This is a genomic window from Clostridium sp. OS1-26, from assembly GCF_030915445.1.
In the GTDB taxonomy this organism is placed as follows: Bacteria; Bacillota; Clostridia; order Clostridiales; family Clostridiaceae; genus Clostridium_AM.
This window is the reverse complement of record NZ_CP133264.1, coordinates 2,578,957-2,603,573: the sequence shown is the minus strand read 5'-3', so window position 1 is coordinate 2,603,573 and position 24,617 is coordinate 2,578,957. Positions and strand designations below refer to the sequence as shown.

Sequence of the window (24,617 nt, the reverse complement as noted above, 5' to 3'; positions counted from 1 at the left end):
GCTGCATATGTACTTTAAATTTTAATTAAAGGAACTGAAAAATAAATGCTAGAAACAATGATTATTGGAATAAATTCCACTTTCTCTAATAATTTAGGCTATTAGAGGAATACTAAAAAAAAATGTATTAGGTGATCTTTATGAATGATAACAATAATGTTCTACAACAAAAAATAGATGAATTTAGAAACTTATTAGGAATTAAAAATGAATTAGTTATAAAAAATTTCGACATAGGGAAAAAATCTTCTATAGAAGGGGCAATTATTTATATAAATGGATTATCCAACAAAGAATTAATAGATAGAGATATACTAAAACCTCTAATGCTGTATGTACAAGAAGATTTATCAGCTATACAAAATATAGAATATTTTCTAAACAAAAAATACATAACTATGAGCAACAGCTATATTGAAACAGATATAAATAAAGCTGTAGGTGACATCCAAAGAGGCAGATGTGCAATATTAATTCAGAATTGCAGTAATTTTATAATGGTTGATACTATTGGAGGAGTATATAGAACCATATCTGATCCTGAAAATGAAACCTCTATAAAAGGGCCTAGAGATAGTTTTGTGGAAAACTTAGAAATAAATATAAGTATAATAAAAAGAAGACTTAAAGATAAAGACTTGGTAATAGAAAAATTCTCTTTAGGAAGAAGATCTCAGACAGATGCAGCACTTATTTACATAGACGATGTAGTAGATAAAGAACTACTAAAAGAAATAAAAACTAGAATATATGCTATTGACATAGATAATGCTATAGGTACTACTATCATTGATCAACTCATAGAGAAACATACTTTTAGTCTTTTTCCTCAAACTATTGCTACAGAGAGACCAGATAAAGTACAGGGAAAATTAGCTGAAGGAAAAATAGCATTAATAATTGACGAAACCCCTTTTATTGTAACTTTTCCTACTGCTTTTTTGAGTTTTTCCAAACAGTAGAAGATTATTATTTTAGAACAATAGTATCAAGCTTTACCAGAATAATAAGGTATTTGGCTGCTTTTATTGTGCTAACTCTGCCTTCTATCTATATTACATTGATAAAATTTAATGCAGAATTAATACCTGCGGAATTTATAAAATCCATTGTTGAATCAAGAAAAGGTATAGCATTAACTCCATTTATGTCGATACTCTCAATGAATCTAATAGTTGAATTCTTAAGAGAGGGTGGACTTAGACTTCCTGGTAAAATAGGTCAGACTCTAAGTGTCGTAGGCGGTATCATTATAGGCGATGCAGCACTTAAGGCTAAAGTAGTAAGTTCTCTTACACTACTTATAGCAGGAACTACAACAATAGCTACCTTTTTAATACCTAACTACGAAATGGCACTTTCAATAAGACTTATAGGCTTTATAAATCTAATAATGGCCAATTGGCTAGGAATGCTCGGAGTAACAGTATCTATATTTTTTTTATTAGCTTACCTTTGCTCCTTGGATAGCTATGGAGTACCTTATTTATCATTTAAAAAGAGCAATCTAAAAACTGCTATTATAAGAGCACCTATTTGGATGCTAAACAATAATCCTGAAACTACACCAAATAATAATCCTGTTAGACAAAGTAATTTCAAGTGGAAATTCAGGAGGAAGAAAAATGGATAAAGATACTGACAGCCTCATAAGTCCATCTCAGTTAACATTAATTCTAGTAGGCAGCATGCTTGGAATAGGAATATTAAATCTATCTAATGATGTTGTAAAATACGCCAAGCAAGATGGATGGATATCCTGTATATTAGGTTCAGCATATCCTCTATATATGGCTTATATAGCTAACTATATGTGCAAGAAATTCCCTAAAAATAACATATTAAAATTAAGTAAAAAGTTTCTTGGAAAATTTTTAGGAACTATAGCAAATATAATATTTTTATCATATTTTATTTTATTGGTTACAGAAGTTGCTTCTGGAATAAGCAACGTACTTAAAATATATATGGTTTCCTTTTTAAAAAATAATCAGCTTTTATTGGTAGCTTTTTTAGCACCAGCTTTTATTGCTTATAAGGGAATTAAAACATTAGGAAGAGTAAACGAGTTAATTTTTTATTTATCTATTTTAATATTCTTCATTCCGATAGCAGTATTAAAATCTGGAAGCTTTTTAAATGTGATGCCAGTATTTGGTTCAGGATTGATAAACATAGTGAAAGGCAGTAAAGAAACAGCTTTTGCTTATTCTGGTATAGAAATTTTATTTTTAATATATCCATATTTACAAAATAGTAAAGACCTAAAAAAATCCGCTTTAAAAAGCATACTTATTACAATGATTATTTATACTTGGGTGGTTTTCTCAGTTATATATTATTTAGGAGTAGATATTGTTCCTAAGTTTGCCTGGTCCACAGTTGTAATGAGTGAAGCTATAGTGATACCTATAATAAATAATTTTAGATACATATTTATGGTTTTATGGTCTCTTATAATGCTTAAAACTATGGCTAACTATTATTATTCAGCTTCATATATATTGAGCCAGTTAACGAGCATAGCTAAAAGAAAAACCTTTGTTTATTTAATATATCCCTTGCTTTTTTATATTTCTTCTAAATATGGTGATCCAAACACAAGAGCAAACTTTTTAAGCAAAACTGTTCCAGTATATGTAATCTTTAATTTAGCATATGTTTCTATAATATCACTAGTATTATACATAAAAAAAGGTGATAAAAATGAACAAAAAGCTTAACAATAAAATTTTCATATATTTAATCATAGTTGTAATTTTTCTGTATGCTTTTTTAGGACCAAAGGGTGAGCTAGTAGAAAACTTAGAAATTCCTATTGGCATAGGATATGACTTAAAGACAGATGTAGGAAATACTGTGACCTATAGTGCTCCTATTGCAGCATACTTATTTGAAACTGAAGAAGTAGATAGTGAAATTATGGTTGGTAAAGCTAGCAGCATAGGAGAAACTAGAGAATCCCGTCAGTTAGAATCTAGCAAAAGCTTTTTGCTAGGAATTGAAAGAATTTTTTTATTTAGTGAACAATATGCCGAGTATGGTATAGGAACTGCCATCGATATACTACTTAGCAATCCACAAATTAATGATAGAGCCTTTACATTGGTCTGTAAGGATAAAGCAGAAGATATTTTAAGACATAAAATTAAAGGTTATGCAAATTCCGCAGAATTTATTGAAGGTCTAATAAAAAATTCCAAGCAGTTTAATTTTTTCCCTGATCATCAAAGTAGCCTTATGGATGTATTTGTAAGAGTAGATGCAGAAGGTAGAAATACCTTATTGCCTTATATAGAATTAAAAGATAAAAATATTGAGCTTACAGGTTATGCTATTTTTAAAGGCGATAAAATGGTGTTAAAAACTAACATAGAAGAAGCTAAAATTATAAATATATTAAAAGAAAATAAAGTCAAAGGTATCCTAACTATACAGGATAACTCTAAAAACTATATAAATTACTATGCAGAATCCAAAAGAAAAGTTAAATGTTATAAGGAAAATGATAAATTAAAATTTGTAATAGATTTATCTCTAAATGGTCCAATTGTAAACAATACTTTGTATCTAAACCTTATAAATGATCCAAAAGTTCTAAAGAAGTTTACAAAAGATATGGAAGAAAATTTAAAAGAAACCTGCCAGAACTTTATTAACAATAAGATTAAAGGGGAATATAAAGTTGATGTTTTAGATTTAGGAAGAGTAGCTGCTGCTAAATATGGAAGAGGAAAAAATATAGATTGGAATAAAGTAATACCTCAATCCATTATAGAAGTAAATGTTAAAGTTAAGGTTGATACTGAAGGTAGAGGAAATTATCAATTACCTACCAAGAAATAGTTTAATTTTATCCTTCTTATAGCTGATATTTAAATCATAGTACTAAATCTGAACTACATAATATAGCTGTAAAGCAAAATAATTTAGTCCATAAAATGTGGAGGAATAAAATGGATAAGGATACTGATAGTCTTTTAAGCCCATCGCAATTAACATTTACATTGCTGACTAATCTAATGGGTATATCATTATTAACTCTGCCTAATAGCGTTATAAAATATGCTAAACAAGATGGGTGGATCCCCTGTATACTAGGTGCAGTATATCCTATATATATGATTTTTATAGCTGACTATATGTGCAAAAAATTTCCTAAAGACAATATATTAAAACTAAGTAAAAAATGTCTTGGAAAATTTTTAGGAACTATCTTAAATATAATATTTATATCTTTTTTGTTTCCTCGCTACAGAAATAGCCTCTGGAGTAAGCAACGTCCTTAGAATATACATGGTTACCTTTATAACAAATTATAAACTCTTATCAGTGTTATTTTTAGCACCAGCATTTATTGCTTATAAGGGAATTAAGACATTAGGAAAGATAAACGAATTAATTTTTTATTTAACTGTTATGCTCTACTTTATTCCAATAGCTGTACTAAAATACGGCCTAATAGTCAATATAATGCCTGTGTTTGGTTCTGGAGTATTAAACATAATAAAATCTACTAAAGAAACAGCCTATGCTTATTGTGGAATGGAAATGTTGTTTTTAATATACCCTTATTTGCAAGATAGTAAATGCCTTAAAAAAGCGGCTTTAAAAAGTGTAATTATAATAATGATTATTTACACTTGGTTTACTTTTGCAGTTATATATTATTTAGGAGTAGATATTATTCCAAAATTCTTATGGCCCACAGTTGTAATAAGTGAAGCTGTAAAAATTCCTATACTAAATAATTTTAGATATATATTTATGGTTTTGTGGTCTCTTATAATGCTAAAAAGCATAGCTAATAATTATTATTCCATAACTTATGGCTTAAGCGAATTAATAAGTATGGCTAAAAGAAAAACCTTTGTCTTTTTAATATATCCCATACTTTTTTATATTTCTTCTCTATATGGTAACCCAACCATTAGAAGAGACTTTATAGATAAAGCAATACCAATTTATGTAATATTTAACTTAATCTATGTTTCTATAATATCACTAATATTATATATTAAAAAAGGTGATAAAAATGACCAACAAACGCAATAAAATAATTATTCTATATTTAGTTATATCCTTAATTCTTTTATATTCCTTTATAGGCCCAAAGGGTGAATTAGTAGAAAACTTAGAAATTCCCATTGGTGTGGGAATTGACTTAGAAAAAAAAAGTGAAAATGATATATCTTATAGTTCTCATATTTCATCATATTTATTTCAAGAGCGTAAGATAGATAGTACTGTATTGACTGGTGTTGCTAAAAGTATAGGAGAAACCAGAGAAAAACGGCAATTAAGGTCTCCTAAATCCTTTTTATTAGGACTAGAATCAATTGTTTTATTAAGTGAAGGATATGCTGAATATGGTATAAGAAACGAGATTGATATATTACTGAATAATCCTCAGATAAACGATATGGCATTTGTCATTATATGTAAAGAAAAATCAGAGGATATTTTTAAACATAAGGTTAAAGGTTATTCAAGCTCATCAGAATTTATTCAAGGTCTAATAAAAAGCGCTAAACAATTTAATTTTTTTCCTGAGCATGATTACACTCTTATGGATACACTTGTAAGAATAGATGCTGAAGGAAGAAGTCTCATACTACCTTATATAGAATTAAAAGATGAGAATATCAAAATAACAGGTCTTGCCCTTTTTAAAGTTGATAAAATGATAGCAAAAACAAACATTGAAGAAGCTAAAATTATAAATATATTGAAGCACAATAAAGTAAAAGGTATGTTAACCATACAAGATAGCTCTAAAAAATATATAAACTTCTATGCAGAATCTAAGAAAAAAGTTAAATGCTATAAAGAAGATAATAAATTTAGATTTGTTATAGACTTATCCTTAAATGGAACAATTGTAAGCAATACCTTATATGCAAACTTAAAAAGTGATCCAAAGCTTCTAAAAGAAGTTGCAAAAGATATTGAAAAAAATTTAAAAGAAACCTGTGAGGATTTTGTTAATAGTAAAATTAAAGGAGAATATAAAACTGATGTTTTAGGTTTAGGAAAATTTGCTGCTGGAAAATATGGAAGAGGAAAAGGTATAGATTGGGATAAAGTAGTAACCGAATCTATCATAGAAGTAAATGTTAAAGTTAAAGTTGATGATGAAGGTAGAGGAAATTATTAACAAAGTACAGAAAAATAATAGGTGCATAGGTTTAAAACCCTGTACACCTAAAAACTTATAATCGGGTAATTTTAAATCTTTACATATTTTTCAACGTCTACTGTAAATATAGTTGCTCCACCTACTTCAACCTTAGAATCACTAAGATAAGGCATATATATACCTGTAGCTTCTGTAGTAGAATATGCTACCAATGTTTCCTCTCTTGTCTTACAGGTATTTCCTATTATTGAAATTACCCTATCAACATATTCTTCATTTATACCTATCATAAGTGTAGTATTCCCGGATTTTAAAAAGCCTCCACTAGATGCCAACTTTGTCATTTTAAAATTTTCTTTAATTAATACTTTCACCAGTTTATTGGCATCTCTGTCCTGAACAATGGCTATGATTAGTTTCATATAACTCCCTCCTCTTTATAAGGCTTTAACTACGAAACTTAAGTCATGCCCGTCTCCTATAATTACAAAATTCATCTTACAGTATTACTTTCTCATAATTTTCTAAATATTGGAATAATTCCTCTTACTTTATACTATGTTCGATGCTAGTCATAATTTACTACAAAATCATAGTTATAGTACTTTTATTTTTATATGGATTTTGTGATTTATATCACATCCTTCATTTTAGATTAAAATTACAATTAATTACGAGGTGATAACAATGGAGAAAAAAAGTGTTAATTTTAAAAAACTATATTATGGGTTTCCCGTCATATTAATAAGCTATTATGATGAAAATGGTGTTCCTAACATCACAACTCTATCATCTTCTTTTACATTAACAAATATGATATGCCTTGGAATTGGAAATAACAGCTATGCGCTAAATCAAATAAAAAAAGTAAAAGACTTTGTTGTTAATATTCCTGATAGAGATCTTATGAAGGAAATGGACATTTGTGGATACTTGTCCGGTAATAAAAGCAGAAAATTTGAATTGACTGGTTTAACTCCAGTTCAATCAAGCATAATTAAAGCACCTATGATTAAGGAATGTCCTATTTCTATAGAGTGCAGCTTAACTAATGTTACTGAACTAGAAGATTTTAAAGGCATTACTACTATATTTGCAACTATAAAAGGCAGATGTATTTCTACAGATTTATTAGATGATGAAGATCATTTAATATACTCATTACTTGACCCGGTTTTATACGTAGGCGATACTGCAAATAAGACATATAGATATACCGAAAAATATAAGTCAGATAACTCTGGATCTTTTATTTAAAAAAATATATGTGACACTTTAATTTTAGTGTCACATATACTTTTATACTAAAATTATTTAGATTATCCCCTTCTACTCTTTCAATACAACTCCAAGTAAGCCAACAATTGAAAGAGCCTGAGTATGTAAGATTATTGCGCCATGAATATCCTCTACACCTGCCGCAAGTCCGTCAATGTTGCAACTGGTAAAATCTATATCTTTCAGCTTAGTATTATAGAATTGACTCCGTGTAATATCCGTATCTTTAAATTCCACTTTAGAAAACTTACTCTCATAAAAGTCAATATAAGGAAGCTGACAACCGCTGAAGATTATTTGTTTGCAATCTACAAATCGAAAAGATGCATATTGTCCACTGCACTGATGAAACATAACATTTTTAAAAGCTGCTTCTGTAAAATTGCTTCCTGTAAGCTTACAGTTTATAAACTCTACTCTATGTATTGAAGACCCACTTAGATTAATATTAGATAGGTCACAATTTTCAAATCTTACATCTAAAAGTTCTGTCTGTTCAAAGGATATATTTACAAATTTAACATTTCTAAATATTACTCCATCGAAAGACACTCCTTTTGTATTAAAATCTTCCAACAAGCTTTCCTTCACCAATACTGAGGAAATTGAATCATAATCGGATATGCCTCCTGTTAAATTAAATTCAGGCAGATCACTTTGAATCTTTGGCTTTAGTACCTTTGTAGCATTTTTATTTTCAGCCATTTTTTCTCTCCTTTATAACTTTTTTCTGAGGTAACACGCTGTTTAATAAATAATCTCTTTTTTATAGTATCATAACTTATAGTGCTATTTTACTGAATTCGTATGTCCTTATTTAAGGTAATATTATATTTTTTTATTTTGTTGTAAAGTGTAGCTCGGCAAATCTTAAGTTGTTTAGCTGCATGAGAAACATTATAGTTGCAATGCCTTAAGGCATTTACGATTATATTCTTTTCTTGATCTTTAATTGTACTCTCCATGGGGATAATATTATCTTGGTATTGAAGCAACGTATTATTAACTTTATCACATGTTAAATCTAAACTATGATTAATTACTTGTAGTACATGTTCTCCTCTAATGGTTTTTTCGTCATAATTGATACTAAGACGATTAATTATATTACGCAGCTCACGTACATTTCCAGGCCAGTTATACTCAGTTAATATTTCTAAAGCATCCTCTGAGAAAGTTATATCTAATTGGTTTTTACGAATAAAATGCTCAACCAGAAGCGGAATATCTTCTTTTCTAGCTCGCAGAGCTGGTACCTTGATTTCTATTGTATTTAGTCTGTAGTACAAATCTTCACGAAACTTACCTTGTCTACAAAGTTCTTTGAGGTTCCGATTGGTAGAAGCAATCACTCGAGCATTTAGCGGGAGCAGCTTAGTTCCTCCAATCCGCTCATATTCCTTCTCCTCTAAAACCCTAAGTAATTTGCTTTGTAATCTCAAGTTCATATCACCTATTTCATCTAAAAGAATGGCTCCACCAGCAGCTAATTCGAATTTTCCTTTTTTAGCAGACACCGCACCAGTAAAAGCTCCCTTTTCATGTCCAAATAATTCTGACTCCAACAGATCGTCAGGTATAGCCGTACAATTAATCTTTATAAAAGGAGTAAATGAGGTCATATTCTCTGAGTGAAATCCATTTGCCAAAATCTCTTTTCCAGTTCCTGTTTCACCAATAATCAAAACTGGATAAAATGTTTTAGATGCTCTCCTGCATTGCTCCAACATATCCTTAATGATACTACTTTTACCAATATAATCATTAAAAGTATAATTAGAGTCTACTCGCGCTATTATATCGTATATATTTTTGAATTCAGATTCAGTATATTTAGTCATACTAATCAAGACACTTTTTAAATTAGTAAGGCTCTGAAAAAGTACCATCCCAAGTACTCCAATGACTTCCCCTTTTGATATAATAGGAATCAGATTAGTCATACATTTCCTTCCGTTAATGATAACCATAACCCCTGTCTCATGTTTTCCAGTCTTTAAAACTCTTTCAAAAGGTGATTTAGAATCAATATTATTAATATGCTGACCTATTACAGTCTCTCTCGGCAAGTTTATGAGTTCTATAGAACCTTTACTGCAGTGAAGGATACGTCCTTCCTTGTCTATTATAATAGCAGCATCAAAGGCTATATCTATGAGTCTGTCTAGAATTCCGCCTCGCATATTAAGTTCCTCTAATGTAAAGTCGAAATGCATCGTATACACCTCCTACCTACTATAAGTGTATTATAGGAGTTCTTTCCAGTCAATAAACATGTACAATATTTTATACATATGTCTATACAATTGTTTAATTAACATACACTGACAAATACTTCTTATTTATAGCAATAATAGGCCGTTACGACATTGAGGAAATGTTATCATTTTTGGCATAGTTTTTGCTATTTAAAATCATTGAAATATTCTTTAATAAAATAATTTTAAGAGGAGTGTATTTTATATGACAAAAAAAGTTCCAGTAAAAAACAGCGACCGCGAAAAAAACTATTTTAAGTACTACAAACAAGACTGTTTTATAGGTCCAAAGAAAAAATATGATCTAATTACTTCTGAACCTTATGATAACGCAACAGCCTTGCGCATTCATGACAGAAACGATTTGTTTAACTCAGGAGATTTACCAGGAGAATTTGGCTGGTGGCAGCTAGAGGATGGTACAGCAGTAATAGCGAATCAAACATTTTTCCCAAATGTAGACGGAGAAATGTTCGATTGGTGGTTTGCTTGGCATCCTCTAGATCGTTTAAGATATGCAATTTGGGATAACGAAGATCACTATGATGTATATTTAGAAGATCCAGCTCGTTCAAGAAATATGAACTTATCTATGCAGGAACGTCACTGGGACAGCATTCATAATATTTGGGAAGATATCGGTACAGGTAATATTGATTTGCTTCGCATTAACTTTAAAAAACCATCTGACCTTGGATACAATATGAGCAAAATTGGTACAGAAGCTTGCAATTCACTAATCTGTGCAAATGTACAAGTTATTGGTAGTGGAGACATGCCAGATATACCTGTGGTAATGACTCACTTTCTACGCCCTGTAAAAGGAGGCTCTGAACTTCGTTCACGCTTTTGGTTTGGTTGGCAAATCATTGATGGTAACCCAGTTAAGTGCATTCCAGATGGCTTTAAGATTCCTGCTGCTGGACCAGTTTGTCTGCTAAACCACAATGTTAAGGAATTTTCAAATCTAGCACGCATTCTGCCTGATGTGTATAGAGAAGAAAAGAACAATTGGTTTTAAGAGAAAATGAAGGAAGGGATAATGATGAATTCAATAAAAAATAAAGCTCTTTTAATTCAAGCTGTAATCGGAGCAATATTAATTACTGTACTATTAATACCTTTTCAAGCTTTAACTCCATATGCTCCATATACTTGGATGATATTTATACCGTTAGTATTGTTTTTCTCTTTAGGAGGTGAGCCTAAATTACTACCAGCGATGTTTCTGAGTTTTCTATCTGGAACTCTATGGGGAGTTGTATTCTTTTTCTTCGTGGGTTTAATGGCTGGTTTATCTATGGATATAGTCTTTGGTGTTTTAACTACAGTTATAATCTTTGGTATATTAGCTATTCACCCAATTTTACTAGGCAAAACTCCATTTGGAATTGTCCCTTGTGTACTGATAGGATTCATTGAATCACTTTTCACTTTTTTAATAAAACCTTCGAATGTATCATCAGTAGGGTCAATTCAATTAATTATGTTTTTTGGATATGGAATTGCACTTTCATTTATACTTGTAAAGGTAAACGTTTTATTTTGTAAATTAGCTTTAGGTAATAATTGGGCTAAATCCTTCAATGAATAGAATCCATTCTTTAGGAATACAACAACATAGCTATCTATAAAAATAATTATATATTAAAGGATCTGTCTAATAATTGGACAACTCCTTTAAGTTTCTTATTTAAAACATTTAAGATCTTTAAATAATCTTAGCTGAATCTATTGAAATAAACATCACTTTACAATAAAAATCCATATTACACACCAATAAGTAAAATTATTAAAGGAACTGTAATAATTGCTAAGAGGTTAGATAGTACTATACTTTTATTAGCAAGCAACTCATCACCACCATAGGTCTTTGCAAATACTCCCGCTGTTAATGGTGCTTGAGTAGCCATAATTACTACAGGAAATCCAATAAAACTTACAGTTCCAAAAACTATCAAAAACTGCATAACTTTAAGTTTATCGATAGGCAAAAGAAGCTTTACCCAAAATAGTCACAAAAACAATTAACACTGCATATATGACAACGGATAAAGCTATCAAACCTATACTATTTCTAAAAAGCTCTTGTGAAAAACTTTTCTGCATAGATGTTAAAATAATAGCGGGAAATGTAACTTTCATAATAACGCCGCTTATAACTGATGCACCTGCTTCATTGATTATATTTAACTTTGAGATAATAAATCCGATAAAAATAATTACCGTAAGTACTAAAATTGAATTAATGATTTGAATATAATTCATAATATATTTTCTCCTTATGTAGTAAAAATCTTCAATTAGTTAGTTTATTAAATAAATAAGTTTCTAGACAAGTAGTTCAAAATTAATATTAGATAGCGAAGGGTTTAAAACTTTTTAAACCCTTCTTTACTGTTAATGCTTAATTGCAAAACTTTATCTAGCCTTATTCACTTTAGATTTAGACTTCTTTTAAATATATTTCACTGCTGCTTTGTATTAATTACTATTTGTTATATAATATTTTAAGTAAATATTCTCTTAAACCTTCATTTGATTTATTAGCTTGCTCTACAGTCCACTCTTGGAATCCCTTACCACTCTTAAAGCCTAAGTTTCCCTCTTCAACCTTTTGCTTTAAAAGAGGTGATGGTTCAGTGGAGTTCTCCAAATGCTTTAATATATAGCTGTGTATTGACAGAGTTAAATCTGTTCCAACCATATCTGCATTTTCTATAGGTCCTAAATGAGGTAATCTTAATCCAAAGCTATATTTAACTGCCTCATCAACTGTTGCAGCATCAGCAATGCCATTCTCTACTATTGATATTGCTTCTCTCCATAAAGCATGTTGTAATCTATTCGCAACAAATCCTGGAACATCTTTATTTACTCTTATAGGATGCTTGTTTACTTCTTTAAGCAATTCCATAGTTTTTTCCATAACTTCATCAGAAGTATAGTCTGATTTAACAACTTCAACAAGAGGAATTAAATAAGGTGGATTCCAAAAATGAGTTCCAACTATTCTTGCCTTGTTCTTAGCCTTTTCAGATATTTCTGTAATACTCATTACTGATGTATTTGTTGCAAATATAGTATCTTGTCTACAAAGTGCTTCTAAATTCATAAATAAATTTTGCTTTAATTCCATATTCTCGGGGATACATTCAATAACAAAATCTGCATCTTTAGTAGCAACTTTCATGTCTTCAGTTAAAGTAATTCTGCTTAAAATGTCTTTAATATCTCCTTCTGTTACAATACCCTTTTCTTTTATAACCTGAAGATTACCTTTTATTTTATCCATACATTCATATTCAAACTTTTCTCTTATAAAAATGGTTACATTTAAACCCTTACAGCCAGCAAATACTTGAGCTATTCCACTGCCCATCATTCCTGGACCAAATACTGTGATATTTTTAATTATATTTCCCATAGAACAATTCCTCCTAAGATACTTTTTTATTTAATGTAATTATCAGCATTATATAGAGCAATTTACATGCCAACCTTACAGTAAAAACTTTAACTTTTTTCATCAAATTTGTTGAAGGCTGATAACACTTACCCTCTATTTAAATTTTTTTCAAATAAGCTCTAAAATTCGTTGATAAAATCTTACTAATGAAGAAGTTATCTTCATTAAAATAATGCTTTTTAATACAAAATCGTATTATTTTTTATAAAAATACGAAACCTGTTGAATTTATACTTTTTATCTTAATACAATAATGCATCGACTTGATAAGTTCTTGTATTACATTTTCTAATTAATGTATTTGTCATAAACTTTTTATACTAAATCTAAATAAAAAACAGGCACAAGGATCATTTAATTCTTGTACCTGTTTTTTTATTTAGATTTATTTGTAATCTTAACTTCTTCAATTATATATCTAAATTAAATATTCCTAGCAACTTCATAAGCATTCCATATTGCATACATTATATTTGAAACTTGATTCGCATCACCTAATAAATGAACATTTGGTATCTCAAATTTTATTTCATCATATAAAGATTTTTCTGAAGTGTAGCCAATTGCTACAATTGCAGAATCAGCAGCAATAACTTCTTCTTTATCGCCAGACTTTAGAATAAAACCATCTTCTGAAGCAGAAATTACAGAAGTATTTACTTTAAGTTCTATCTTCTTGAACTTAACTAAATCCTTAAGCATATCTTCATTAGCATGACAAAGTGGTCCACCAACTTTTAATATGCCATCTTGTAATTCAACAAGAGTAACTTTTTTACCTTGATCAACAAGCCATAAAGCAGTTTCACAACCAACTAATCCGCCGCCAATAATAATAGTTGAGCCTCCTGCATCTTTTTTACCAAGAAGAACTTCTTCTGCTGCATATACTTTATCAGAGCCTGGAATAGCTAATTTTCTTGGTTTTGAGCCTGTTGCGACTATAACTTCATCTGCGTTAAAGTCTTTAACCATTTCTTTTGTAACTATTGTATTATAGTTAACTTCTACATTTAAATCCTTAAGTTCATTAGCATACCAATTAGCAAGTGCTATATCATCTTCTTTAAAATCAGGAGCACCACCAGGAATAAGGTTTCCTCCAAGCCTATCTGATTTTTCAAATAGAGTAACTTTGTGTCCTCTTATTGCAGCTACTCTTGCAGCTTCTAGTCCTGCTACACCACCGCCGATTATCATTACATTCTTAGTTTTTCTAGCAGGCTCTAATCCATACTCCGTTTCCCTTCCGCAAGCAGGGTTTACTGCACAAGAGATATTAGCATAATTTTGTAATCTACCCATACAACCTTCTTGACAAGAAAGACAAGGACGCACTTTGTCGTATTTATCCATCATTATCTTATTAGGTATTTCAGAATCTGCAAGTAATGGTCTGCCTAGCGCAATCATGTCTGTTTTTCCTTGTGCTATTGCCTCACTTGCAAGCTCTGGGTCTTCCATTCTTCCTGCCGTAATTACTGGTACTTTAAGCACCTTTTTTAATATTTCATTATAAGAAAGATATAAACCTTTTTCTTGGTACATAGGTGGGTGACTCCAGTACCATGAATCGTAAGAACCTACATCTCCATTGAAGGCATCATAACCAGCTTCTTCTAAAATTTTTGCTGCTTCAATACCTTCCTCAATGTCTCTTCCTTTTTCAACAAATTCTTCTCCTGGAAGCCCTCCCTCTTTCCAATCCTTAATAAAGCTCTTAATGCTATAACGAAGCGAAACAGGATAGTCTTGTCCACAAGCTTCTTTGATAGCTTGTACTATTTCTATAGCAAATCTTAATCTATTTCTTAAACTTCCACCATACTCATCTGTTCTATTATTAAAGAATGAAATTGCAAATTGGTCTAAAAGGTAACCTTCATGTACAGCATGTATTTCAATACCATCAAAGCCTGCTTTTTTGCTATAAGTGCTGATTCTGCAAACTTTTTAACATAAGTTTTTATCTCTTCAACAGTTAGCTCCCTGCAAGTCACATCTGAGAGCCATCTGTGTGGTATAGGTGACGGCGCTACAGCTGTTCTTCCCACTATTGAAGGTATACTAACTCTTCCAAATCCAGCTGAAAGTTGAAGAAGTATTTTTGCCCCATAAGCATGAATTCTCTCCGTCATCTTTTTCCCTGTCGCAATAAAGTTTAAAGGATTAAGTGTTGGGCATGGCATTGATGGCAAATTACATTTTTCAATATCATTTTCTACCATGGTAACACCGGTCATAATAAGCCCAGTACCACCTTTTGCTCTTTCTACATAATATTCTACTCCACGCTCATTGAAGGTTCCATCCGCATCACAAAGGCCACCTGGTCCCATTGGTGCCATAACAAATCGATTTTTAATTTCTAATTTTCCAATCTTTATTGGTTCAAAGAGATTTTGATATTTTGTTTTCATATAAAACCCTCCGTAAGTTTATTATAGATTATTTTTATTTGTAAATTTATATAACGAATTCATTCAATGAATGCATTCATCGAACACATTCATTATATAGTTTTGTTATTTTATTGTCAATGGTGTCTTAAGAATTTTGAAAATAATAGTGTATAATTGACAATAGATCATTCTTTTATATATAATTTAAGATCAGTACATACTTAAATATGAATTATTTATAATTATTAGGAGAATGATTGGAATGGAAGAAAAGTTAACTAATAGGCAAATACAAGCAATGAATACGAAAAATAATATATATAATGCCGCAGCTGAATTATTAGAAAACAACGGGTATCAAAATATTAGAATAGAGGATATCTGTAAGAAAGCTGGGGTTTCTGTAGGCTCATTTTATACTCACTTTAACTCAAAGAATGATATTTTAGTTGAGATATTTAAACGAGCTGATGACTACTTTAGAGAGGAAGTTTCAAAGTCTTTAGGAAACAAATCTGTGTTCGATAAAATTATAGACTACTTTGACTATTATGCGAAATATGATGAATCTTTAGGTATTGATATGGCGAAACAACTGTATACTTTTGATAATAAGATGTTTATTACTGAGGGAAGACATATGCAAGGTCTTTTGAATGAAATAATAATAGATGCTCAGAAAAATGGGTATCTCTGTCTAGATATACCTGCTGCAGAAATTACCAAACAATTATTTGTAGTAGCAAGAGGTGTTGTATATGATTGGTGCCTTCATGATGGTGGATATAATGTCAGAGAAGCTATGAGAAATTTTATTAAACGAATGTTAATCACATATCAAATCAGATGAACAGTTATTTAAAAAAGCAAGGAGCTGTCTTTTCTAGTCTAAGACAGCTCCTTTATTATGCTTTTAAATTTTATGCATTATTAAGTTTTATTCCTAATGCCTTTGCCTTTCTAAATACCGTAGGTTGCGTAACACCAAGTACTTTTGCGGCTTTATAGGTACTACCGTATTCCCTTAGAGCCTTCTCTATCATTTCTTTTTCTAGTCTGTCTACAGCTTCTCTTAGGCTTAAGTTACTATCCTCAAGTTTTATCTCCATCTTATTCTTTCCAATTATATTTGCTATATTGCTATAGGTTATATAACTTTCATCATCAATAACTAATAACCTTTCAATAACATTTTGAAGTTCTCTTACGTTTCCCGGCCAATCATAGTTCTCTAAGGCTTGCATAGCCATACTGTCAAAACTTTTATTTTTACCATATTTATTGTTAAATTTTTCCATAAACATGTGTACTAAAATAGGAATATCATCTTTTCTTTCCCTGATCGGTGGAATTTTTATCGGTACAACATTCAAGCGATAAAATAAGTCTTCTCGAAACTTTCCTTTTTCTATTAATTCCTGCAGCTTTTGATTTGTAGCTGCAATAACTCTTACATCTATTTTAATACTTTTTGTGCCTCCTAACCTCATTATTTCTTTCTCTTGAAGAACTCTGAGAAGTTTTGATTGTAGATTTAAAGGCATCTCGCCAATTTCATCTAAGAGTATAGTTCCACCATTAGCAATTTCAAACATCCCCAACTTTTCCTTATTTTGTGCTCCTGTAAAGGCTCCTTTTTCATATCCAAATAATTCAGATTCCATAAGACTATCAGGTATAGCAGCACAATTTACTTTTATGTAGGGCAAATTTTTTCTATTGCTTTTATCATGTACTTCTTTCGAAACAACTTCTTTACCACTTCCAGTTTCACCAGTTATTAAAATTGTAGCATCTGTCTTGGCAACGTGGCTTATAAGCTCTTTTATTTCTCTCATCTTAATATCTTTTCCGACTAAATTTTCTTTTTGCCAATATTTATGTCTAAAGTAATTTAATTCGTTTAAATACTTTTGATTCTTTTCTTCTGTTTTCTCCAAATCTTGTTTTAACTTTATTAACTCCGTTAAATCTCTCATAACAGTTAAAACCTGAACGACTTCACCCTTTTCATTAAAGAAGGGATTTCCAGTTATCAATACCTTTTTATTATTTTTATTTATAGTAGATAGCGAGCTGATTTTCTTTTTTTGTTGTAAAACTTTTAATGATACAGCCTCACTAAAATATTCTTCATCTAATAACTCACTTATGTTTCTTCCAACTATTTCTTCTTCCTTTATTCCTGTTATCTCAGTATAGCCTTTGTTTATTGCTACTACATCCCCGTTACTATCAACCGAACAAATTCCATCAGATACAGCATCTCCTATTGTAAATGCACTAAGCTCTCTTTCTTTATACTTACTAAGGCTATCTAAAGTTTCTCCCTGCTTGGTAACTAAATCTTTATAAAAATTTAAAATTTCAAAAGCCATATCATCTACTTCTATAAAACTTAAATCTTTTAGTTTTTCTAGTTGAGATTTTAGTTTATCATCGATTTTAAATAAGTGCTTATTCATTAATCTACCCCTAACCATTAGTTCATAGTACTATATACCATTATAACTTTAGTTTAGTAAAATAAAAAGTAAAATTGTCGAGTAGTTGTGTAGTTTTAAATGCATATCATAGCCTATATTAAATTTAAATTTTATCAGTAATTAGCTTTTCGATAACTCTTTATACCAATAAAAGCACTTCCTTTGATAGTTGCTTTTATGAAGAACATCAAAAGAAGTGCCTTATCTAAAATTTATAATTCTAAAAAGTATTATTTAGAAAAAGTACATACTCTATCGATACCTAAAATTTGTCTTGCTTCATCTGGTGTTGCTACTTCATTTCCTGCTATTCTAACGATGTCAGCAGCACGTTTCACTAATTGCGTATTAGATTCTGCTAGCACGCCTGCACTCCACATTACGTTATCTTCCATACCGACTCTTAGATGTCCTCCCATAGCAACAGCAGCTAGCATTATTGGTACATGCTGTTTACCTATACCGAGTGCTCCCCAGGTACAGCCTTCTGGCAATAAATTCTTTAAGTATACTAAGTTTTCTACTGTAGCAGCTGAACCACCTGCTGCTCCCAATACTAATTGATAATGAAGTGGTGCTTTTAATACACCTTTCTTTAAGTAATATAGAGAGTTGTAAATCATACCCGCATCAAAAATTTCAATTTCTGGTTTTACTCCTACCTCCTGCATAGTCATTCCTAATTCTTCTAGGAACTTTGGATGATTTAAGAATAGGCTGTTATGCATCCAATTCATAGAACCACAATCATAAGAAGCAAGTTCTGGTTTGATACTTCTTAAATGAGCTTGACGTGTTTCATCAGTTGCATTTAAATCACCAGATGTTGTGCAGTTTATAACAATATCACATTTTTTCTTAATTAGATCAACTGTTTCTTCAAATTTTGCACGATCCATTGTACCATTTCCTTCATCATCCCTCATATGAAGATGGCAGATCGCCGCACCAGCTTTATAACATTCATATACATCAGCTGCAATCTCCTGTGGAGTCGTTGGAATATTTGGGTTATCTTTTTTCTTTGGCCATGCACCAGTTGTTGCGACTGTAATAATTGTTTTTTTTGTTGACATTTTAATACCTCATTTCTTATTTTATTTTTAACATCTTTCTACAATAATGGCAGTACCCATACCGCCACCTATACATAAGGTCGCTAATCCATATTTTGAGTCTCTTTTTTCCATTTCATAAAGTAATGAAGTAAGTATTCTTGCTCCTGAGCATCCAACTGGATGTCCTATTGCAATAGCACCCCCATTTACATTAACTTTACTCATATCAAATTTAAAATCTTTTGCTACTGCTAAGCTTTGAGATGCAAAAGCTTCATTTGCCTCTATTAAGTCCATATCCTCTATTGTTAAATTTGCCTTCTCCAAAGCCTTTTTTGTTGCATGAAATGGTCCATAACCCATGATAGCTGGATCTAAGCCTTTTGATCCATAAGATACTATTTTAGCCATTGGCTTTAAACCAAGCTCTTCTGCTTTTTCAGCACTCATAATAACCATAGCTGCTGCACCATCGTTTATTCCTGAAGCATTTCCAGCGGTAACAGTTCCATCTTTCTTAAAGGCTGATTTCAATTTAGCTAAAGATTCCGCAGTTGTTCCAAATCTAGGGAATTCATCTGTATCAAATATTACTTCACCTTTTTTAGTTTTTATAACTACCGGAACTATTTCATCTTTAAATCTTCCTTCTTTTATAGCTGCTTCTGCCTTTTGTTGAGATGCCGCTGCAAATTCATCCTGCATTTCTCTTGTTAAATTCCATCTCTCAGCTATATTCTCTGCAGTGGCTCCCATTTGATATCCTTGGAATGCGTCTGTAAGAGCATCATTTACCATTGTATCTACAATAGTTCCATTACCCATTCTTTGTCCCCATCTTGTAGTTGGAAGTATATATGGTGCTGCTGACATGTTTTCCATACCACCAGCTATTACAATATCTGCATCTCCTGCTTTTATCATTTGAGCTGCTAGGCTAACTGCTCTTAATCCTGAACCACAAACTTTATTTAATGTAAATCCTGGAACTTCTTCTGGTAGATCAGCTTTTACTATAGCCTGTCTAGTTACATTTTGACCTAAACCAGCTTGTATAACATTCCCCATTATAACTTCGTCAACCAATTCTGGTTTAACTTTTGCTTTATTAAGTGCTTCTTTAATAACTACAGCTCCTAATTCTGCCGCTGAAACATCCTTTAAAGTTCCACCAAATTTTCCAACAGCAGTTCTGACAGCACTTACAATGACTACCTCTTTCATTCTGAACCTCCTGTAAATATCATTATTTATATTTATTTTTGAAAATATTTTTTAAAATTATCATCTTATTATCTTCTTGACTTTATTTCTACGCTTCCATAACCTTTAAATTTTCATCAATTACTAAATCAGCCTCAGTAGCTGCTAATATATCTTCAATCGTTATCCCTGGAGCAATTTCTTTTAATATAAAACCGTCTTCTGTTACTTCCATAACTCCCATTTCCGTAACAATAAGACTAACTTTTCCCGCAGCTGTAAGTGGCAGTTTACATTGTTTTAGTATTTTGGGTTCTCCTTTAGCTGTATGAATCATTGCAATAATAACTTTTTTGCTCCACTTACTAAATCCATTGCACCACCCATACCTGGAACCATTTTTCCTGGAACCATAAAATTTGCTAAATTACCTTTTTGATCTACTTCTAAAGCCCCTAAAACAGTAGCATCTATATGTCCTCCTCTAATAATCCCAAAGGATGTAGCACTATCAAAAAATGCTCCTCCCTTTTTTATAGTAACAGGTTGTCCACCAGCATTTACGATATCCTTATCTTCCTTCCCCTCTTCAGGCACTGAACCTAAACCTACAAAACCATTTTCTGATTGCAATATTACATTGATACCTTCAGGTATATAGTTAGCAACCATTGTAGGAAGACCTATTCCTAAGTTTACTACATCTCCATCCTTTAATTCCTTTGCTATTCTTTTAGCAATAATTTGTTTAGCTATTTTACTATCCATTAGTTTTCACCTCCAACTATATGATCTACAAATATACCTGGTGTCATTACATGATTTGGATCTAATTCTCCAACTTCAACAATCTTTTCAGTCCCTGCTATAACCAAGTCTGCAGCTGTTGCAATTAATGGATTAAAGTTTTTTGTAGACGCATTATAAAAAACATTCCCTTGCTTGTCTACTATAGATCCACCTATTAAGGCTAACTCTGCTCTTAGTGGTAATTCTAAAAGATATTCCTTATCTCCAATTTTTATTTTTTGTTTTCCCTCTTCTACGATTGTTCCAACTCCAGTTTCTGTTAAAAAACCACCTATACCTGAGCCACCACATCTTATTTGTTCTGCAAGAGTACCTTGAGGCACTAATTCTACTATCAATTCTCCTGCATTCATTTGTCTTCCAGTTTCAGGGTTTAAACCAATATGAGATGCGATAACTTTTTTAGCTTGTTTATTTACTATCAATTTCCCAATACCTTTGTCTGGAAATCCTGTATCATTTGCTATTATTGTTAAATCTTTTACTCCTTTTTTAACCATTGCATCAATAATAGCTTCTGGAGTTCCTGTTCCCATAAAACCACCTATCATAATAGTCATTCCATCTTTTATATGCTCCATTACTTCATCAATACTTTTAACTTTACCCATATTCATCACCTTCACTTTAATTTGCATTTTGTCATAATTGTATACAGCAATTTATATGCCAAAATAATAGTCTGTTGAAATTTTATTTTGTAGCAATGTATTTAGGCATTGAAAACACTGCCTTTACCTAAAACATATTTTTTAAAATTTTGCTTCTAATTCATTGACAATATAATATCAATGAGAATGCTATTCTATTTTTTAAATTTTTTAATTCATATTTGTATTAATTCCTTTAAAACAAAATTTAAAGTGCCCATCTGTTGTTATTTGTTTTAATACTAAAATGTATTAAAACAATACATTTTAGTATCATTCCACTTAAGTTTCTATATTTATACTAATTACCTACTTGAAAGGCTACAATGTAAAAGCTGACACTGCTTTACTGCAAATGTCAGCCATTATTTAACGTAATTCTCGCTTTTATTTTTCTCTAATATAATAACAATTTATTTTATTGTTTCTGCTGCTATTTCTTCTATTGCGTAATTTGACGTTTTTGCTGCTACAAAGAAAGATATAACTGTACAGATAATTAATCCAATAGCACACATTCCATATAAAGATCTAAAAGCTTCAATTCCTGTTATTGTTGTTATAAGTAGTTGAACAAATGGTGATGATAAAAATCCAATATGAATACCGCTAGTTACAAGACCATATGCAGCATCTCTTTGAGATTTTTCAACTTTTTGTGATGTTAAGTTCAAAATATAAGGTGGAAGCATTCCGGAACCAAATCCGATCAAAATATTAGCAACGCATTGAGTTTCAAAATTGTGAGTGAAATACATTACTACATATCCAACAGCAAAAATAGCTATAGATATAGGAACTAAATAATTTTTTGTTTTGTGATAAAAGCTTGAGAAAACTAGTCCAGATATAATGCTGATTCCTCCTGGCAAGGAGATTGCTATACCTATCATCCAAGGTAATCCAATTTTTTCTGTAACCATAAATAATGCGGTGTTATTGATATTAAACGCAAAGAACATCCAGTTAACTGCCATGAAAAAAACTAATGCATATGCAATCTTAGGAATACCTTTACTTGGTAAATGATCCTCACCTACATCAGCATCCTTAATTGGAGGAGACTTTGGTAAGCCAATCATTGCAACAAACATGATAAGAATACAGACGCTAAAGCATAAGAATGGATATTTCCATCCAAGAAGTAAAATGAATCCTACTGCGATACTATCAAGCACATTGGCAACGTTAGCTACACCAGTTGCTGCACCAAGCATTTTTTCCCTTTGAGTTCCTGTAAAGTTTTCTGCAATCATAGCATTCGGTAAAGGTAATACTATTCCAACTCCAATACCGGTAATTAATCTAAAAATCAACACTTGATTCAGAGTTTGACAGAAGAATGGTAACATACCTGCGAGACCATAAATAAGTAACCCTATTACAATCAGATTCTTTTTATCATATTTTTTAGCTAATTTTCCTGCAATCATACTAAATGGAATGGATGTAAAAAACGGCATAATAACAATTAGCTGCAATTGAAAAGTTGATGCATTAGGAAATGCTTTTGCTACTTCACCTAAAATTGGAGCAACTACAGAAAGTTCATATATCCATACAAAGGGTATTAATAGAATTGTAAAAACATTAAATTTTGTTAATTTTGAATTATTCATAGCAACCTCCTTGATATTTTGTTAACAATCAATAATATAAAATCCCGCTAAGTAATACTATAATAAAATTCCTACATCTTAGAAATATTCTCCAATGGTTGTTATTATAAAAATAGAATATGATATGTATGGCCTTTTATAAGATACAATTAATTAAACTTGTCTATAATAAATTTATAATATTGAAATTATTATAGACAAGCCTTAGGACATTTAAAGAATTTTAAATTATTAAGTCAGTAAGTTACTACTTATTTCCTGACTTAGTGTTTAAATACTGCTTAATGAATTTAAAATTAAAATCCACCGTATGTGTAAACTCTATCTGGTACATCCTTATTTATATCATCTTCATCTATTTCCGCAACGCAGCGAACCATAGAACCATCACCCATGTACCATCTGATTGGTAAGCATAAGAATCTGAAGCGTTTTCCAGATACTTTATCTAAGTCTCCACCAAGGTTTTCAACACCAACGATACCATGTCCTAACATTTGTTTATGACAAGGTTCCCATGTTCCCCAGCATCCGATTGCTTCTAAATCACCGAATTTAGCATCATATGCTTCTTTACCATGAATTCTGATGTATTCATCTTTATCAAATTCAGCATATGCTTCTTCACCAAACTGCTCTTTGTATTCTTCTGTGATTGGTTTTCCTGAAGCACCGAGTAAATTCAAACGGGTAGCACCGTTATTGCCCATAGCTGTATGAAGTGGATGATCAAGAGCCTGCATATCCATAGCTACACATTTAACTTTGTGTTTTACAAACCATTTTCCTGCTTCAACGCCTGTACCGCAAGAGTAATGATAGTATTCTTTTGAATCATCAAACTTACGATGCATTCCTGTATTTAGGCAAACAACCATTCCTTCTAATTCTTCTGGTTTGATATTTGCACGTTTGCAAGCATCTTCAAGATGTTCTGCTGTGATTAATCTCCAACGTTCAACTTTAATTTCGAGGCAAACTGCATCACCCATGTATGCATCAATTGGCATTTCATGAGTATAACGAGCTCTCTTACCATCGAATTCAATTTCCATAACGTGACGTGGTGCGTCGCAATGTGTACCAGTGTGCTGAACACAATCGATTCTCTGTGTAAGAACACCACCTTTTGCCATGGTGTGCATAGAATCGATTACTGGCTTTACAAAATAAGGCCAGCGTGGTATATCTGCACTGAACGGATGAGTTAAATCTACGAATACTTTCTTTCCCATTTTTATATTC

19 protein-coding genes and 4 pseudogenes are annotated in these 24,617 nt (G+C 31.2%); 9 read left to right on the top strand and 14 right to left on the bottom strand.

Translation table 11 applies throughout. The features are described from left to right. Positions 1 to 140: 140 nt before the first annotated feature. From RCG18_RS12710 to RCG18_RS12685, 5 genes and pseudogenes are all read left to right on the top strand, one after another. Positions 141 to 1,633: pseudogene (locus RCG18_RS12710) on the top strand (spore germination protein). Further along, complete coding sequence (locus tag RCG18_RS12705) at positions 1,626 to 2,723, top strand: GerAB/ArcD/ProY family transporter (RefSeq protein WP_308041637.1); 1,098 nt, start codon at positions 1,626 to 1,628, stop codon at positions 2,721 to 2,723. Before RCG18_RS12710 ends, RCG18_RS12705 begins: the two are co-directional and overlap by 8 nt. After that, on the top strand, positions 2,707 to 3,846 hold the full coding sequence (locus tag RCG18_RS12700; protein ID WP_308041636.1) for a Ger(x)C family spore germination protein: 1,140 nt from the start codon (positions 2,707 to 2,709) through the stop codon (positions 3,844 to 3,846). Before RCG18_RS12705 ends, RCG18_RS12700 begins: the two co-directional genes overlap by 17 nt. A 95-nt stretch (positions 3,847 to 3,941) precedes the next feature. Beyond that, positions 3,942 to 5,055, top strand: a pseudogene (locus tag RCG18_RS12690) (endospore germination permease). Beyond that, positions 5,036 to 6,157, top strand: coding sequence for a Ger(x)C family spore germination protein (locus tag RCG18_RS12685; RefSeq protein ID WP_308041634.1), 1,122 nt, complete (start codon positions 5,036 to 5,038; stop codon positions 6,155 to 6,157). The pseudogene RCG18_RS12690 and the gene RCG18_RS12685 overlap by 20 nt, the downstream one beginning before the upstream one ends. Before the next feature lie 71 nt (positions 6,158 to 6,228). Here RCG18_RS12685 and RCG18_RS12680 read toward each other — a convergent pair whose 3' ends face one another. Further along, positions 6,229 to 6,561: a cyclic-di-AMP receptor gene (locus RCG18_RS12680; protein WP_308041633.1), complete on the bottom strand. Its 333-nt coding sequence runs from the start codon at positions 6,559 to 6,561 to the stop codon at positions 6,229 to 6,231. Between the two features lie 265 nt (positions 6,562 to 6,826). Between RCG18_RS12680 and RCG18_RS12675 the strand changes: the two genes are divergently transcribed. After that, positions 6,827 to 7,396 (top strand): flavin reductase family protein, encoded by a 570-nt coding sequence (locus RCG18_RS12675; RefSeq protein WP_308041632.1) that lies wholly within the window; start codon positions 6,827 to 6,829, stop codon positions 7,394 to 7,396. A gap of 72 nt (positions 7,397 to 7,468) precedes the next feature. Here RCG18_RS12675 and RCG18_RS12670 read toward each other — a convergent pair whose 3' ends face one another. Both RCG18_RS12670 and RCG18_RS12665 read right to left on the bottom strand, forming a co-directional pair. Next, on the bottom strand, positions 7,469 to 8,122 hold the full coding sequence (locus RCG18_RS12670) for a pentapeptide repeat-containing protein (protein ID WP_308041631.1): 654 nt from the start codon (positions 8,120 to 8,122) through the stop codon (positions 7,469 to 7,471). An 89-nt stretch (positions 8,123 to 8,211) separates the two neighbouring features. Further along, positions 8,212 to 9,633: a sigma 54-interacting transcriptional regulator gene (locus RCG18_RS12665; protein WP_308041630.1), complete on the bottom strand. Its 1,422-nt coding sequence runs from the start codon at positions 9,631 to 9,633 to the stop codon at positions 8,212 to 8,214. 382 nt (positions 9,634 to 10,015) lie between these two features. On the opposite strand from RCG18_RS12665, the gene RCG18_RS12660 reads away from it, so the two are divergent. Then, on the top strand, positions 10,016 to 10,696 hold the full coding sequence (locus RCG18_RS12660) for a DAPG hydrolase family protein (protein WP_308041629.1): 681 nt from the start codon (positions 10,016 to 10,018) through the stop codon (positions 10,694 to 10,696). 6 nt (positions 10,697 to 10,702) lie between these two features. After that, positions 10,703 to 11,269 carry a DUF1097 domain-containing protein gene (locus tag RCG18_RS12655; RefSeq protein WP_308041628.1) on the top strand — a complete coding sequence of 189 codons (567 nt, stop codon included), beginning with the start codon at positions 10,703 to 10,705 and terminating at the stop codon, positions 11,267 to 11,269. Between the two features lie 175 nt (positions 11,270 to 11,444). Here the strand turns inward: RCG18_RS12655 and RCG18_RS12650 are convergent, their stop codons facing one another. The 4 genes and pseudogenes from RCG18_RS12650 to RCG18_RS12635 form a co-directional block, all read right to left on the bottom strand. Continuing rightward, positions 11,445 to 11,669 carry a hypothetical protein gene (locus RCG18_RS12650; protein ID WP_308041627.1) on the bottom strand — a complete coding sequence of 75 codons (225 nt, stop codon included), beginning with the start codon at positions 11,667 to 11,669 and terminating at the stop codon, positions 11,445 to 11,447. After that, complete coding sequence (locus tag RCG18_RS12645; protein ID WP_308041626.1) at positions 11,656 to 11,943, bottom strand: AEC family transporter; 288 nt, start codon at positions 11,941 to 11,943, stop codon at positions 11,656 to 11,658. Before RCG18_RS12645 ends, RCG18_RS12650 begins: the two co-directional genes overlap by 14 nt. 223 nt (positions 11,944 to 12,166) lie before the next feature. Further along, positions 12,167 to 13,102, bottom strand: coding sequence for a 3-hydroxyacyl-CoA dehydrogenase NAD-binding domain-containing protein (locus RCG18_RS12640; RefSeq protein WP_308041625.1), 936 nt, complete (start codon positions 13,100 to 13,102; stop codon positions 12,167 to 12,169). A 465-nt stretch (positions 13,103 to 13,567) separates the two neighbouring features. Continuing rightward, positions 13,568 to 15,564: pseudogene (locus RCG18_RS12635) on the bottom strand (FAD-dependent oxidoreductase). 244 nt (positions 15,565 to 15,808) lie between these two features. Between RCG18_RS12635 and RCG18_RS12630 the strand changes: the two are divergent. After that, the gene (locus tag RCG18_RS12630) at positions 15,809 to 16,396 is read left to right on the top strand and encodes a TetR/AcrR family transcriptional regulator (protein WP_308041624.1); all 588 of its coding nucleotides are present in this window, start codon (positions 15,809 to 15,811) and stop codon (positions 16,394 to 16,396) included. Between the two features lie 70 nt (positions 16,397 to 16,466). Here the strand turns inward: RCG18_RS12630 and RCG18_RS12625 are convergent, their stop codons facing one another. The 7 genes and pseudogenes from RCG18_RS12625 to RCG18_RS12595 form a co-directional block, all read right to left on the bottom strand. After that, a complete protein-coding gene (locus tag RCG18_RS12625; protein WP_308041623.1) occupies positions 16,467 to 18,011 on the bottom strand; it encodes a sigma 54-interacting transcriptional regulator in 1,545 nt (514 codons plus the stop codon). Between the two features lie 251 nt (positions 18,012 to 18,262). Next, a complete protein-coding gene (locus tag RCG18_RS12620) occupies positions 18,263 to 19,108 on the bottom strand; it encodes a 3-keto-5-aminohexanoate cleavage protein (RefSeq protein WP_308041622.1) in 846 nt (281 codons plus the stop codon). 27 nt (positions 19,109 to 19,135) lie between these two features. After that, entirely contained in the window at positions 19,136 to 20,314 is a 1,179-nt protein-coding gene (locus RCG18_RS12615; RefSeq protein ID WP_308041621.1) for an acetyl-CoA C-acetyltransferase, read from the bottom strand. An 88-nt stretch (positions 20,315 to 20,402) separates the two neighbouring features. Further along, positions 20,403 to 21,061, bottom strand: a pseudogene (locus RCG18_RS12610) (3-oxoacid CoA-transferase subunit B). Further along, positions 21,061 to 21,714: an acetate CoA-transferase subunit alpha gene (gene atoD / locus RCG18_RS12605; RefSeq protein WP_308041620.1), complete on the bottom strand. Its 654-nt coding sequence runs from the start codon at positions 21,712 to 21,714 to the stop codon at positions 21,061 to 21,063. Before atoD ends, RCG18_RS12610 begins: the two are co-directional and overlap by 1 nt. 452 nt (positions 21,715 to 22,166) lie before the next feature. Next, positions 22,167 to 23,372 (bottom strand): MFS transporter, encoded by a 1,206-nt coding sequence (locus RCG18_RS12600; protein ID WP_308041619.1) that lies wholly within the window; start codon positions 23,370 to 23,372, stop codon positions 22,167 to 22,169. A 296-nt stretch (positions 23,373 to 23,668) separates the two neighbouring features. Beyond that, on the bottom strand, positions 23,669 to 24,607 hold the full coding sequence (locus RCG18_RS12595) for a cyclase family protein (protein WP_308041618.1): 939 nt from the start codon (positions 24,605 to 24,607) through the stop codon (positions 23,669 to 23,671). Positions 24,608 to 24,617 lie beyond the last annotated feature (10 nt).

Excerpts from the sequence above, each read along its gene's own strand:
- RCG18_RS12705 (WP_308041637.1), top strand. The coding sequence starts at position 1,626 with ATGGATAAAGATACTGACAGCCTCATAAGTCCATCTCAGTTAACATTA.
- RCG18_RS12700 (WP_308041636.1), top strand. The coding sequence starts at position 2,707 with ATGAACAAAAAGCTTAACAATAAAATTTTCATATATTTAATCATAGTT.
- RCG18_RS12685 (WP_308041634.1), top strand. The coding sequence starts at position 5,036 with ATGACCAACAAACGCAATAAAATAATTATTCTATATTTAGTTATATCC.
- RCG18_RS12680 (WP_308041633.1), bottom strand. The coding sequence starts at position 6,561 with ATGAAACTAATCATAGCCATTGTTCAGGACAGAGATGCCAATAAACTG.
- RCG18_RS12675 (WP_308041632.1), top strand. The coding sequence starts at position 6,827 with ATGGAGAAAAAAAGTGTTAATTTTAAAAAACTATATTATGGGTTTCCC.
- RCG18_RS12670 (WP_308041631.1), bottom strand. The coding sequence starts at position 8,122 with ATGGCTGAAAATAAAAATGCTACAAAGGTACTAAAGCCAAAGATTCAA.
- RCG18_RS12665 (WP_308041630.1), bottom strand. The coding sequence starts at position 9,633 with ATGCATTTCGACTTTACATTAGAGGAACTTAATATGCGAGGCGGAATT.
- RCG18_RS12655 (WP_308041628.1), top strand. The coding sequence starts at position 10,703 with ATGAAGGAAGGGATAATGATGAATTCAATAAAAAATAAAGCTCTTTTA.
- RCG18_RS12645 (WP_308041626.1), bottom strand. The coding sequence starts at position 11,943 with ATGAATTATATTCAAATCATTAATTCAATTTTAGTACTTACGGTAATT.
- RCG18_RS12640 (WP_308041625.1), bottom strand. The coding sequence starts at position 13,102 with ATGGGAAATATAATTAAAAATATCACAGTATTTGGTCCAGGAATGATG.
- RCG18_RS12630 (WP_308041624.1), top strand. The coding sequence starts at position 15,809 with ATGGAAGAAAAGTTAACTAATAGGCAAATACAAGCAATGAATACGAAA.
- RCG18_RS12625 (WP_308041623.1), bottom strand. The coding sequence starts at position 18,011 with ATGAATAAGCACTTATTTAAAATCGATGATAAACTAAAATCTCAACTA.
- RCG18_RS12620 (WP_308041622.1), bottom strand. The coding sequence starts at position 19,108 with ATGTCAACAAAAAAAACAATTATTACAGTCGCAACAACTGGTGCATGG.
- RCG18_RS12615 (WP_308041621.1), bottom strand. The coding sequence starts at position 20,314 with ATGAAAGAGGTAGTCATTGTAAGTGCTGTCAGAACTGCTGTTGGAAAA.
- atoD (WP_308041620.1), bottom strand. The coding sequence starts at position 21,714 with ATGGGTAAAGTTAAAAGTATTGATGAAGTAATGGAGCATATAAAAGAT.
- RCG18_RS12600 (WP_308041619.1), bottom strand. The coding sequence starts at position 23,372 with ATGAATAATTCAAAATTAACAAAATTTAATGTTTTTACAATTCTATTA.
- RCG18_RS12595 (WP_308041618.1), bottom strand. The coding sequence starts at position 24,607 with ATGGGAAAGAAAGTATTCGTAGATTTAACTCATCCGTTCAGTGCAGAT.